We start from the raw sequence: 13,476 nt of genomic DNA on the forward strand, positions 1-13,476 counted from the left end.
CCCGCTTATATTCATAGAGCTGATAAAATCAGCTCTATTCGGACCCCGTAATAAAGGTTTAATTTTATGATACGCACCATGCTGCAAGGCAAACTTCACCGTGTCAAAGTGACGCAGGCGGATTTGCATTATGAAGGCTCCTGCGCCATCGATCAGGACTTCCTTGAGGCGGCAGGCATTCTGGAATATGAAGCCATTGATATTTATAACGTCACCAACGGTAAGCGTTTTTCAACTTACGCTATCGCGGGTGAGCGCGGTTCAAAAATCATTTCGGTGAATGGTGCCGCAGCGCATTGCGCGGATGTTGGCGACATCATGATCATTGCCACTTACGTGACTATGCCAGATGAGCAAGCCCGCACCTGGCAGCCGAAAGTCGCCTATTTCGATGGCGATAACGAAATGAAACGTCTCGCTAAAGCCGTACCGGTTCAGGTTGCATAACAACCTCCGAACGAATGAAAAAGACCTGCTTTGTTAAGCAGGTCTTTTTTATCTTAAGATTTTGTCTGGTTGCTGATAAGCCGCGACATGGTCTCTAACGAGTCAGTTCTCAATATATAAAGTCGTTTTAGCAAAAACGGATTATCCCCCGGCTTCACTTTCCCACGCACTGTCGTCACAGCCATATGGAACCCCGCATCGTTGGCTGCTGTCACCGCCTTATCGTTGTAGCCGCCGAACGGATACGAAAGATATAAAACATGCGGATTAAACTGCGCAAGCGCGCGGCGCGAGTGTTCAAAATCAAGCAGGATATTACGATAGGTGCGGCGTAAAAGTGTCGGCTGACGATTAGCGTCAACGCGATGCAAGAAATGGGTATGCGACTGGATATCAAACACATCCTGGCTGGCCTGTAATTCCGAGATACTCATAAACTGCAGCGTTTTCGGGTTCCAGGTTTGCGGATGAGCCTTGATGCGCGAAGAAATAATAAAGGACGTCGCTTTGAAGCCGTACTCTTTAAGAATCGGATAAGCGTAGCGATAAACCGATTTCAGGCCGTCGTCAAAGGTAATCACTACCGCCCGCGCGGGCAGATTCATACGGTTACGCACGTAGCCTTCGAGCTGATACATCGTAAGGGTGGTGTAGCCCGTGTCGCGCAACCAGGTCATTTGGTTGCTGAATGCTACCACCGAGGTAGTTGTTGATGTATGGCGAAAGCGAGTGTTCTCTTCATCACGCAGAATATGGTGGTAGGTGAGTACCGGAATACCATTGTCCTGCTGCGCATCGAGACTGCTGACATACCCAAGGCGATTGCCAATACGAATTTGATACCAGGTTTGGTTTAAACGGTCTTTCAGACTGGCAATAATTGGGTAACGTAAATTATCGGCCAATGTACCGAACGTGGCGCTCCGGGTATCCGGTTCGTTATACACAGCAACATCACGGAAAGTGACCAGATTCTGGTTGCTCAGCGGTTTATTCAGATCACCCAGTCGGTCTTCAATCCGTTGCTTACCTACAACCGGTTCAAGATGCTCTTTATCAATAAAGCCGGTGCCAAAGCCAAAGTTAAATTCGTAATAGTCTGCCGCCATTGGCACGACCGCCAGAATCTGCCCTTCCTGAACAGTGCCAACAGAGATGACTTTATCCCCCACCTGCGCCCAGATATCAGCATCTTCAGTGGTTTGCATATATTGCGCGGGAGTGTGATTGCTGCTGAGCAGGCTGGCATTAGCGCTACTGCCACAAATCAGCATCAGCAAAGCAAAAATAAGGCGAGTTAGCATAACGAATTTGATAGCACTGAGTGTCCCAACGGCGGAAAGTGGGTGTCATTCTAACAAAAGCCCACCCGATACCAACCTTTCAAATCAATATTGGTGGAGTAATACGAATGGCGGATTTTTTTGCTGTTGATGCCAGAGGCTGGTGATGTCATCGCCACCCTGCTCAACAATGCGGTCACGGAACTCTTCGCTGGTCAGCGTTTCTCGGTGCATGCGCATCGCGAATAGCACAGGCAGCGTGACACCAGAGATCACTTCACAATGGGAATGTTGGTGGCTCATGAGTGCAGCCGTACGATAAGGTGCAGCCCCGGTTTGATCGGTCAGAAAGACCACTCCATCCCCAGAATCGCAATTGTACAATGCATCACACATCATACGACTTAGCATATTGGTGCTAAGCCCATTCCAATAATTCACCGCGTAACATTGCGGTTGCGGTCCAAAACGTCGCTCGATTGCATCCAGCATATCTTGAGCGTAATAGTCATGACCGGCAATAACCCAACCTAACATCGCGTTCTCCTTTTCGCAGAGCGCAAGTGTGCCAGAGCGGGAAATCTGCCACGTGATGCTAATCAAAACGGAGTAAGAAAACGCTCAGTAACCTCCCCTTTCGGGGAGGTTAGCAGAATTAGCTGCGCAAACCGCGGCCACGTTGAATCAGATACCAACACAGGATATAGAAGGCGGCGATAAAGCCCACCAGCACGGTGACAGTAAATAGCAATGGTACGTCGTTGATACCGAGGAAACCGTAACGGAAGCCACTGATCATATACACCACCGGGTTCAGGTGGGATAAAGCCTGCCAGAACGGTGGCAACAGCGTCAGGGAGTAGAATACACCGCCTAAATAGGTCAGCGGAGTCAGCACGAAAGTTGGGATCAGGCTGATGTCGTCAAAGGTCTTGGCAAACACGGCATTGAGCAAACCAGCTAACGAGAACAGGATGGCAGTCAACAGCAGCGTCAGGGCGACAAACAGCCACGAGTGAACCTGGAAAGGCACGAAGAACAGCGATACTGCCGTCACCAGAATCCCGACACACAGACCACGCGCCACACCACCGCCAACATAACCGGCAATGATAATGTGCGTCGGCACAGGTGCCACCAGCAGCTCTTCAATGTTGCGCTGGAACTTCGCGCTGAAGAACGAAGAGGCCACGTTAGCGTAAGAGTTAGTAATCACCGCCATCATGATCAGGCCCGGCACGATGAACTGCATGTAGGTAAAACCATGCATTGAGCCAATCTGCGAGCCAATCAAATTACCGAAAATAATAAAATACAGGGTCATGGTGATGACCGGCGGTACCAGCGTCTGGATCCAGATACGCGTGAAACGGTGAATTTCTTTAGTCCAGATACTTTTTAGCGCCACCCAATAGAGATGCATCATGCCTGCTCTCCTTTCGAGCCATTTACCAGCGTGACGAACAACTCCTCAAGACGGTTAGCTTTGTTACGCATACTTAATACCTGAACCCCTTGCGAGCTTAACTGACTGAAGACACTATTTATTCCTTGCTCACGCAGCACTTCCACTTCCAGAGTGGAAGTATCCACCAGCCGATATTGGTAGCCATCGAGCTTCGGTAATGGGCTTTTCGGTGCTAAATCGAGAATAAAAGTTTCTGACTTCAGTTTTGAAAGTAGTGATTTCATCGAGGTGTTTTCGACTAGCTCACCGTTTTGAATAATACCGATATTGCGGCACAGCATTTCTGCTTCTTCAAGGTAGTGAGTGGTCAGAATAATAGTGGTGCCTTTATCGTTCAGATCCTTCAGGAATCCCCACATAGAGCGACGTAGTTCAATGTCGACACCCGCAGTTGGCTCATCAAGAATCAACAACTTTGGCTCATGCATTAAGGCACGAGCAATCATCAGACGGCGTTTCATACCACCCGATAACATACGTGCACGTTCGTTGCGTTTTTCCCACAGATCGAGCTGTTTCAGGTACTTTTCGCTACGCGCAATGGCTTCGTTTTTTTCAACGCCATAGTATCCCGCCTGGTGCACAACGATTTGCTGTACGGTCTCAAACGGGTTGAAGTTAAACTCCTGCGGCACCAAACCAAGCTGGCGTTTAGCGTTAACAATGTCTTTTTGCAGGTCATAACCAAACACGCGTACCCGGCCAGAGGTTTTATTTACCAGCGAGCTGATAATACCGATGGTAGTGGATTTCCCTGCGCCATTCGGCCCCAGCAGAGCGTAAAAGTCCCCTGCCTCAACACGAAGATCTATGCCACGCAGTGCCTGAACACCGCCGGGATAGGTTTTCGTTAACTGTTCCAGTTCTAATGCAATGGTCATTATTTGCGGTTACCTTGTTCGGTACAAAAAAGTTAAGCTGTTTAAAAATTATTTCAGTTGCACAATCAGTTGCCCTATATTACCTCAACGCACTTCATCCGTTACAGGTTGTTAACCTCCATGAAAGACATTGATACCCTCATCAGCAATAACCAGGTCTGGTCAAAACTGATGGAGGACGAAGACCCGGGCTTTTTCGAACGTTTGTCTCAGGCCCAAAAACCTCGCTTCTTGTGGATTGGCTGTTCTGATAGTCGCGTACCAGCTGAACGTCTTACTGGCCTTGAGCCTGGAGAGTTATTTGTTCACCGTAACGTGGCAAACCTGGTAATTCATACGGATCTAAATTGCCTTTCTGTAGTGCAGTACGCGGTAGATGTTCTGGAAGTTGAACACATAATCATTTGCGGTCACTACGGGTGCGGTGGTGTACAAGCGGCGGTTGAAAACCCGGATTTAGGGCTAATTAACAACTGGCTGCTGCATATCCGCGATATCTGGTTCAAGCATAGTTCGCTACTGGGAGAACTCCCACCGGAACAGCGTCTGGATACACTTTGCGAGCTCAATGTGATGGAGCAGGTTTATAACCTTGGCCATTCAACCATTATGCAATCCGCATGGAAACGCGGGCAGAAAGTCACTGTCCACGGTTGGGCTTACGGTATTCACGATGGACGCTTACGTGACCTGGAAGTCACCGCAACCAGTCGCGAATCACTGGAGCAAGGTTACCGCAGCGGGATTTCGAACCTTCAGAATTCCCATCGCAGCCACAAGAATAGAACACCTTCGCAGTAATGCTGATAGCAAAAAGGGCCTTAAAGGCCCTTTTTTAATGGATGTAGCAAAAGACTTACTCGTCCAGCAGAACCACTTTGCCAACGTATGGCAGATGGCGATAACGCTGAGCGTAATCAATGCCGTAACCCACTACGAACTCATCAGGAATAGCGAAACCAACCCACTCAACATTCACTTCCACTTCGCGGCGCTCTGGTTTATCCAGCAGCGTACAAATGGCCAGTGATTTTGGTTCACGCAGGCTAAGAATCTCACGTACTTTGCTCAGCGTATTACCGGAGTCGATAATATCTTCGACGATCAACACGTCTTTGCCGCGGATATCCTCATCGAGATCTTTCAGGATTTTCACATCGCGGGTGGTGGACATGCCGCTGCCATAACTGGATGCGGTCATAAAATCGACTTCGTGGGGCACTTGCACTTCACGGCACAGGTCCGCCATGAACATAAATGAGCCACGCAGCAAGCCAACCAGCACCATATCACTACCGCTATCACGATAATGTTCAGTGATCTCACGACCCAATTCAGCGATACGGGCTTTGATCTCCGCTTCGGGGATCATCACTTCAACAGTATGTTTCATAGTTATAACCATATGATTTAAAAATAAATCATTCGATGTTGGTTAGATTTTAGCCAACACAAAATATTCAGGCCAGCAGTATAACAGCAAAACCCATTCCCGTGCCCAATTGGTAAAAAAGCCATTTATGTGATGAATATCACACTTGTTAATAACTATAATGAATTGCTATCAAACTTTTAAGAGCGTGATAATTGTGAAAACAAATAACTCTGGTTCGCGGGTCATCGCAACCTTAACAGTCCTGTTTGCGGTACTGACTGGACTGTATTTATTAATTGGCGGGATATGGTTAGTGGCAATTGGTGGGTCCTGGTACTACCCAATTGCAGGGGTGGTGATGTTAATCACCGCATGGTTACTTTGGCAACGCAAAGCTCTGGCCCTGTGGCTCTATGCTGCATTACTGCTTTGCACCGTGGCATGGTCTGTCTGGGAAGTTGGTTTTGATTTCTGGGCATTAACACCGCGTTTAGACGTTCTGTTCTTCTTCGGCGTATGGCTGCTACTGCCATTTGTTTATCGTCATCTGATTTTACCCACTGCAGGTGCGGCTCCGGCCCTTGGTGCGGTGCTGGCGATTACCGTTGTGGCGCTGGCTTGGGCGGTATTTAACGATCCTCAGGAAATCAACGGCACGCTGAGTGCCGATGCGACAACCCCCGTTTCCGCATCATCAACCATTCCTGATGCCGACTGGCCTGCATATGGTCGTAATCAGGAAGGGCAACGCTACTCTCCTTTAAAACAGATCAACGATAAAAACGTCGGTCAGCTTAAAGAAGCCTGGCGTTTCCAGACCGGCGATCTGAAGCGCCCGACCGACCCGGGTGAAATCACCAACGAAGTCACTCCGATTAAAATCCGCGACACGCTTTACCTGTGTACCGCGCACCAGCAGTTGTTTGCGCTGGATGCGACCACCGGTAAACAGAAGTGGAAATTTGATCCGCGTCTGGATACGAATCCTTCGTTCCAGCACGTGACTTGCCGTGGTGTTTCTTACCACGAAGCCACCGCGGATAACGCAACTCCGGATGTGGTTTCAGATTGCCCACGTCGTATCATTCTTCCTGTGAATGACGGACGTCTGTTTGCCATTAATGCCGATAACGGCAAGCTTTGCGAAAGCTTTGCTAACAAAGGCATCCTGAATCTGCAAACCAGCATGCCGGTCACCACGCCTGGCATGTACGAACCGACTTCACCTCCGATTATCACCGATAAAGTTATCGTGATTGCCGGTGCGGTAACCGATAACTACTCCACTCGTGAGCCGTCTGGTGTTATCCGTGGCTTTGATGTGAACAGCGGTAAATTGCTGTGGGCATTCGATCCGGGTGCTAAAGATCCCAACACCATTCCTGGTGATGAGCATCATTACACCATTAACTCACCAAACTCCTGGGCACCAGCGGCCTATGACGCGAAGTTAGATTTGGTGTACCTGCCGATGGGTGTTACCACACCCGATATTTGGGGCGGCAACCGCACACCGGAGCAAGAGCGTTATGCCAGCAGCATCGTGGCACTAAACGCAACTACCGGGAAACTGGCCTGGTCATATCAAACGGTTCACCATGACCTGTGGGATATGGATATGCCATCGCAGCCAACGCTTGCGGATATTACCGTTAAAGGCGAAACCGTTCCGGTTATCTACGCGCCTGCGAAAACCGGCAATATCTTTGTGCTCGACCGTCGTGACGGCAAACTGGTGGTTCCGGCTCCAGAAAAACCTGTTCCACAAGGTGCTGCAAAAGGCGACTACGTGACGCCAACTCAGCCGTTCTCGGACTTAAGTTTCCGTCCGAAGAAAGACCTGAGCGGCGCGGATATGTGGGGAGCGACCCTTTATGACCAAATGGTTTGTCGCATCATCTTCCATAAATTGCGTTATGAAGGCATTTTCACACCACCGTCTGAGCAAGGCACGCTTGTGTTCCCAGGTAACCTTGGGATGTTCGAATGGGGTGGAATTTCCGTTGATCCTAACCGTCAGGTAGCAATTGCCAACCCAATGGCACTGCCGTTTGTATCTAAATTGATGCCACGTGGCCCAGGCAACCCGATGGAGCCGCCGAAAGACGCTAAAGGTTCAGGGACTGAAACAGGTATTCAACCTCAATATGGTGTGCCGTATGGCGTGACGCTGAACCCGTTCCTCTCTCCGTTTGGTTTACCGTGTAAGCAGCCTGCATGGGGCTACATCTCTGCGGTAGATTTGAAAACCAACGAAGTGGTATGGAAAAAACGTATCGGTACTGTGCGCGACAGCTCACCGCTTCCGTTGCCGTTTAAAATGGGGATGCCAATGCTGGGTGGCCCAATATCTACCGCAGGTAATGTTCTGTTTATTGGCGCAACCGCAGATAACTACCTGCGTGCTTATAACATGAGCAATGGTGAGAAATTGTGGGAAGCACGCCTGCCAGCCGGTGGCCAGGCAACGCCAATGACCTATGAAGCGAATGGTAAACAGTACGTCGTGATTTCTGCGGGTGGCCACGGCTCCTTCGGAACCAAGATGGGTGACTATATCGTCGCTTACGCGTTACCGGACGACGCTAAGTAAAAAACTGTCGGATAGCGCAGCACTTATCCGACCTACGAAACTGGCGGATGAACAGACGTCTGTTCATCCGCCTTTTTTATGCCACCGTAAAGCCAAGCATCATACCGGTATCTTCATGCTCCAGCAGATGGCAGTGCGCCATATACGCTTGCTCTTTAGAAGCCGCATGCTCGAACTTCACCAGCACTTCACTGCGCCCACCTTCTACTCGAACCGTATCTTTCCAGCCTTGACGATGGGCCGCTACCGGTTGGCCATTTTCACTCAGGATGCGGAACTGTGTGCCGTGAATATGGAATGGGTGAAGCATCATGTCGCCCTCACCGGAAATCGTCCATTTCTCGTATTTGCCTTTTTCGGCAGCAAACGCTGGCGTGTTCATATCAAATGCTTTGCCGTTAATCTTGTTGGCATTGTGGAAATCGAAGCCTGGCTTGCCGTGGTTCATTCCGCCATGGTTCATCTTCCCATGATCCATCTGGCCCATATTACCCATGTTGCCATGTCCGGCCATGTTCATGCCCGCCATTGCCTGCTGACCATATTTGCCCATCAGCGCCTGCATCCCCATCATATCTAGCATCGGGTCCATCATCAGTTGCAGCCAGCGCTCGGTGATCCCTTCAATATTTGGCAGAGTCGGTACGGTAACCAGTTTGTCTGGCATTTCGCCGGACGCCGCAATAATCAGTGGCTGAATGTGCACAACGGGCTGGGGTTTGTCGAAAGGCTCAACCGTCATACCCATTTGTTTGACTGGCAGCGTGACGATATCAAACGCCTTACCGTCACTCGTATCCACCAGCACTTCGAAACGCTCGCCCATCAACATAGGGAGTTCAGTGACTTTCACTGGTTCCGTGAGTAAGCCACCATCACTGGCTATCACGTACAGCGGGCGGTTATCGCTAGCCGCTATATTGAGCGAACGCGCGTTACAACCATTGAGTAAACGCAAACGCAACCAACCACGTGGGTTGGCATGTTGAGGATAAACCGCGCCATTGCACAGCAGAGTGTCACCAAACCAACCTACTGCGGCACTCATCACGTCTAGCTGATAATCAATTTGCCCATCGGCCGCAAAGCGTTTGTCCTGAATAATCAGCGGGACATCGTCGATGCCCCACTGTTTTGGTAAGCGTAGCGCACGACTTTCTTTATCATCGATTAATACCAACCCTGCGAGTCCCATCGCAACCTGATGGCCTGTTTTGCCATGCTGATGTGGGTGGAACCAACACGTTGCAGCGCGTTGTTGCGGAGTAAATTTCACGGAGCGTTTACCACCTGCGGCAATCACGCCTTGTGGCCCACCGTCAACGTCACCGGGAACTTCTAAACCATGCCAGTGAACCGTGGTTTCTTCTGTGAGGTTATTATTAATCTCAACGGTGACCTCTTCGCCCTGAGTCAGTTGCAAAGCAGGACCTAGCAAGTTGCCGTTATAGCCCCAGGTAGTGGCAGTTTTTCCATTGAATGTGCTTTTGCCCGCTTGCACAGCTAAACGAATGCTATTCTTTGCATCAGGGGCGAGAATTTCGGGGATCGGTAGTGCGGGTCTATCAGCGGCCAGTGCCGCTTTACTCCAGAGCGGTAAGGCGCTAAACGCACCAATGGCAGCAGAATATTTTAGAAAATCACGGCGATGCATATTCAATTCCTTTAGGTTGCAGGCGTGCCATTAAGCATAAACCCTGCCCTTACAGGAAGGTCAAGTTTAGAGCAGATAATAATTCTCGTCGTGTCTCATTTAACTGTGTTAACGTTTCGTATCTGATAAAAAGTGGTAGATGTGATGAAGATGGGAGTTAGGGCGTTAATGCTGGGTTTGTTGCTGGCTTTTTCCACCAGCAGTCAGGCACTTAGCGAGTCTGAAGCAGAAGATATGGCCGATCTTACTGCGGTATTTGTGTTCCTGAAAAATGATTGTGGCTACCAAAACCTGCCTAACGGACAAATTCGCCGCGCATTGGTCTTTTTTGCCCAGCAAAACCAGTGGGATTTGAGCAACTACGACACCTTCAACATGAAGGCGCTTGGCGAAGATAGCTATCGTGATTTAAGCGGTATTGCCATTCCAACTGCCAAGAAATGCAAATCCCTTGCCCGGGACTCGCTCAGCTTGCTCGCCTACGTGAAATAGCCCGAACTTCCACAACCCTTTGCGGAAAGTTATGCCGTCCCAAAAGTCTTCACCCAGGCTTTTGGGACACTGCTTTAATAACAAGTCATCGGTTCTGTGCGATAAACTCTCGGTATGCGTTTACAACCTGCAGAAAATCCTCAACGCCGCAGAATGACAAACTCTCTTCATCGTAGTAGTTCATCCCTTCTTCCATTTCATCACCTGAAATTTCCAGCTGATTGGCGCGAATCATCACTTCTTCACCATCGAGCAACACTGTGTATTCATGCCCGACACGTTGCCACTGGCGCTCGCTACCTTTCACTGAATTTGCCGCTTCTTCTACTTCATCAAGCAGGCCGAGATTATCTTTCACTTCTTCGTTAAACCAATGGCCCACCACTTCATGACCCATCGACATACGCACTTTCACCAAACCGGTGACATCACGCAAAAATTCATATTCCATGGTGTTTTCCTCTACCCTGCCTGGGGAAATGCAGTACCCCTTAGCGTATAAGGTAATTATCGCAGCAAAGTCGGCGAAAAACAGCGTTCAGGTCCGCGCGTGGCAAATAAAAAGGGAGGCCTAAGCCTCCCTTGTCGCAGATTGGGTAAATGTTATACCGCAGTCTGGAAAATCACGCCGTCTGCCTTCTCGGTGTACTGAGAAAGTTTGTCGAAGTTCAGGTAACGGTAAGTATCTACCGCAGTCTTATCGACTTGCGCCATAAAGGTCTGGTACTCGTCAGGCGTTGGCAGTTTGCCCAGCAGTGAAGCCACTGCGGCCAGTTCTGCAGAAGCCAGGAATACGTTCGCACCGGTCCCTAAACGGTTAGGGAAGTTACGGGTAGACGTTGAAACCACGGTTGAACCGTCTGCTACACGCGCCTGGTTACCCATGCACAGTGAACAGCCCGGGATTTCGATACGCGCACCGCTCTTACCAAATACACTGTAGTAGCCTTCTTCAGTCAACTGAGCGGCATCCATACGCGTTGGTGGTGCAACCCATAGACGAGTCGGCAACTGGCCTTTATGGCTATCGAGCAGTTTACCTGCCGCACGGAAGTGGCCGATGTTGGTCATGCAAGAACCGATAAATACTTCATCGATTTTCTCGCCAGCTACATCAGACAGCAGACGCGCGTCGTCAGGGTCGTTTGGTGCACAAAGGATTGGCTCTTTGATATCGTTCAGATCGATTTCGATGATCTCTGCGTATTCCGCATCGGCATCGGCTTCCAGCAACTGAGGATCAGCCAGCCATTTTTCCATGCCCTGGATACGGCGCTCAAGCGTACGACGATCGCCGTAACCTTCTGCGATCATCCACTTCAGCAACACAATGTTAGAGCTCAGATATTCTTCGATCGGCTCGCGATCCAACTTGATGGTACAACCAGCAGCTGAACGCTCAGCGGAAGCATCGGTCAGCTCAAACGCTTGCTCTACTTTCAGAGTTGGCAGGCCTTCGATTTCCAGGATGCGGCCAGAGAAGATGTTTTTCTTACCCTTCTTCTCAACGGTCAGCAGGCCCTGTTTAATCGCATACAGCGGGATGGCGTGAACCAGGTCGCGCAGAGTGATACCCGGCTGCATTTTACCTTTAAAGCGCACCAGCACCGACTCAGGCATATCCAGTGGCATCACACCCGTAGCCGCAGCAAACGCCACCAGGCCAGAACCCGCCGGGAAGGAAATCCCGATAGGGAAGCGAGTGTGGGAGTCACCACCCGTACCGACGGTATCAGGCAGCAGCATACGGTTCAACCAGGAGTGGATAACACCGTCGCCCGGACGCAGCGAGACGCCGCCACGGTTCATGATGAAGTCAGGCAGTGTGTGGTGAGTATTCACATCCACCGGCTTTGGATAAGCCGCAGTGTGGCAGAAGGACTGCATTACCAGGTCAGCAGAGAAGCCCAGGCATGCGAGGTCTTTAAGCTCATCACGGGTCATTGGACCGGTGGTGTCCTGAGAACCCACAGAAGTCATTTTTGGTTCGCAGTACTGATTTGGGCGAATACCGTCCACGCCGCAGGCACGGCCAACCATTTTCTGCGCCAGAGAGAAGCCGCGAGTACTGGCTACTACATCTTTAGCCTGAACAAACACTTCGCTGCGTGGCAGATCCAGCGCTTCACGCGCTTTAGTCGTCAGACCGCGGCCAATGATCAACGGAATACGACCGCCAGCACGGACTTCGTCGAGCAGCACGTCAGTTTTCAGCTCAAAATTAGCAATAACAGCGTTGGTTTCGTGGTTACGCACTTCGCCTTTGTATGGATAGATGTCAATAACATCGCCCATGTTCAGGTCGTTTACGTCAACTTCGATTGGCAGCGCACCCGCATCTTCCATAGTGTTAAAGAAGATTGGCGCGATTTTGCCACCGAGCACCACACCGCCGCCGCGCTTGTTCGGCACGTTCGGGATGTCATCACCCATGAACCACAGCACGGAGTTAGTCGCAGATTTACGCGAAGAACCGGTACCTACAACGTCGCCCACGTAAGCCAGCGGGAAACCTTTTTGGTTTAACGCTTCAATCTGTTTGATCGGGCCAACACTACCAGGTTGATCGGGCTCGATACCTTCACGGGCGTTTTTCAGCATCGCTAAAGCGTGCAGAGGGATATCCGGGCGTGACCAGGCATCTGGTGCCGGAGAGAGGTCATCGGTGTTTGTTTCACCGGTAACTTTAAATACGGTAACGGTGATTTTCTCAGCCAGTTTCGGGCGAGAGAGGAACCACTCAGCATCAGCCCAGGATTTCAGCACTTTTTGTGCGTGGGTATTGCCCGCTTTTGCTTTTTCTTCCACATCGTAGAAGTTATCAAACATCAGCAGCGTGTGGGACAGGGCTTTAGCGGCAATAGCTGCCAGCTTTTCGTTATCCAGCGCGTCAATCAGAGGGTGAATGTTGTAGCCACCTTGCATAGTGCCAAGCAGTTCTACAGCTTTCTCTGGGGAGATTAACGGGGAGGTAGCCTCACCTTTAGTGAGGGCAGCCAGGAAACCGGCTTTAACGTAGGCGGCTTCATCAACGCCTGGCGGAACACGATTGGTAATAAGATCTAAAAGGAATTCTTCTTCACCCGCTGGCGGGGATTTCAGCAGCTCGACCAGTGCGGCCATTTGGGATGCTTCTAAAGGTTTTGGAACAATCCCATCTGCAGCACGTTCGGCTACGTGCTTACGGTATTCTTCTAGCACGACGGTTCTCCTCGCTCTCATTGTCATTTCGGTTCCGGCTATTATCTTCACGCTCCTGTGAGACAGCAGTTTGTAGGGTAAA

At 50.2% G+C, this 13,476-nt stretch carries 12 protein-coding genes; 4 read left to right on the plus strand and 8 right to left on the minus strand.

What is annotated here, in order from left to right; all coding sequences use genetic code 11:
• Positions 1 to 66 precede the first annotated feature (66 nt).
• On the plus strand, positions 67 to 447 hold the full coding sequence (gene panD / locus EDF88_RS20945; RefSeq protein ID WP_034460890.1) for an aspartate 1-decarboxylase: 381 nt from the start codon (positions 67 to 69) through the stop codon (positions 445 to 447).
• A gap of 53 nt (positions 448 to 500) precedes the next feature.
• On the opposite strand, the gene EDF88_RS20950 is transcribed toward panD, so the two are convergent.
• From EDF88_RS20950 to EDF88_RS20965, 4 genes are all read right to left on the minus strand, one after another.
• Positions 501 to 1,751 (minus strand): polysaccharide deacetylase family protein, encoded by a 1,251-nt coding sequence (locus EDF88_RS20950; protein ID WP_134187020.1) that lies wholly within the window; start codon positions 1,749 to 1,751, stop codon positions 501 to 503.
• A gap of 84 nt (positions 1,752 to 1,835) precedes the next feature.
• Entirely contained in the window at positions 1,836 to 2,267 is a 432-nt protein-coding gene (locus EDF88_RS20955; protein ID WP_064516270.1) for a PTS sugar transporter subunit IIA, read from the minus strand.
• 118 nt (positions 2,268 to 2,385) lie between these two features.
• Positions 2,386 to 3,156: an ABC transporter permease gene (locus tag EDF88_RS20960; protein WP_034460895.1), complete on the minus strand. Its 771-nt coding sequence runs from the start codon at positions 3,154 to 3,156 to the stop codon at positions 2,386 to 2,388.
• Positions 3,153 to 4,079: an ABC transporter ATP-binding protein gene (locus EDF88_RS20965; protein WP_064516268.1), complete on the minus strand. Its 927-nt coding sequence runs from the start codon at positions 4,077 to 4,079 to the stop codon at positions 3,153 to 3,155. Before EDF88_RS20965 ends, EDF88_RS20960 begins: the two co-directional genes overlap by 4 nt.
• 120 nt (positions 4,080 to 4,199) lie before the next feature.
• On the opposite strand from EDF88_RS20965, the gene can reads away from it, so the two are divergent.
• The gene (gene can, locus EDF88_RS20970) at positions 4,200 to 4,880 is read left to right on the plus strand and encodes a carbonate dehydratase (protein WP_064516266.1); all 681 of its coding nucleotides are present in this window, start codon (positions 4,200 to 4,202) and stop codon (positions 4,878 to 4,880) included.
• Positions 4,881 to 4,935: 55 nt separating this feature from the next.
• Here can and hpt read toward each other — a convergent pair whose 3' ends face one another.
• On the minus strand, positions 4,936 to 5,472 hold the full coding sequence (gene hpt / locus EDF88_RS20975; RefSeq protein WP_064516264.1) for a hypoxanthine phosphoribosyltransferase: 537 nt from the start codon (positions 5,470 to 5,472) through the stop codon (positions 4,936 to 4,938).
• A gap of 193 nt (positions 5,473 to 5,665) precedes the next feature.
• Here hpt and EDF88_RS20980 point away from each other — a divergent pair, with 193 nt between their 5' ends.
• Positions 5,666 to 8,047, plus strand: a complete 2,382-nt coding sequence (locus EDF88_RS20980; RefSeq protein ID WP_134187238.1) for a glucose/quinate/shikimate family membrane-bound PQQ-dependent dehydrogenase — start codon at positions 5,666 to 5,668, stop codon at positions 8,045 to 8,047.
• Positions 8,048 to 8,123: 76 nt separating this feature from the next.
• Here the strand turns inward: EDF88_RS20980 and cueO are convergent, their stop codons facing one another.
• The gene (cueO, locus tag EDF88_RS20985; protein WP_134187022.1) at positions 8,124 to 9,701 is read right to left on the minus strand and encodes a multicopper oxidase CueO; all 1,578 of its coding nucleotides are present in this window, start codon (positions 9,699 to 9,701) and stop codon (positions 8,124 to 8,126) included.
• Between the two features lie 144 nt (positions 9,702 to 9,845).
• Between cueO and EDF88_RS20990 the strand changes: the two genes are divergently transcribed.
• Positions 9,846 to 10,193 carry a YacC family pilotin-like protein gene (locus tag EDF88_RS20990; protein ID WP_134187024.1) on the plus strand — a complete coding sequence of 116 codons (348 nt, stop codon included), beginning with the start codon at positions 9,846 to 9,848 and terminating at the stop codon, positions 10,191 to 10,193.
• A gap of 85 nt (positions 10,194 to 10,278) precedes the next feature.
• On the opposite strand, the gene yacL is transcribed toward EDF88_RS20990, so the two are convergent.
• Together yacL and acnB are read right to left on the minus strand one after the other, a co-directional pair.
• On the minus strand, positions 10,279 to 10,644 hold the full coding sequence (gene yacL / locus EDF88_RS20995) for a protein YacL (protein WP_064516256.1): 366 nt from the start codon (positions 10,642 to 10,644) through the stop codon (positions 10,279 to 10,281).
• Positions 10,645 to 10,796: 152 nt separating this feature from the next.
• Positions 10,797 to 13,394: a bifunctional aconitate hydratase 2/2-methylisocitrate dehydratase gene (gene acnB / locus EDF88_RS21000; protein WP_134187026.1), complete on the minus strand. Its 2,598-nt coding sequence runs from the start codon at positions 13,392 to 13,394 to the stop codon at positions 10,797 to 10,799.
• Positions 13,395 to 13,476: the final 82 nt, after the last annotated feature.

The sequence above is a fragment of the Buttiauxella sp. BIGb0552 genome (assembly GCF_004366275.1).
GTDB lineage: Bacteria > Pseudomonadota > Gammaproteobacteria > Enterobacterales > Enterobacteriaceae > Buttiauxella > Buttiauxella gaviniae.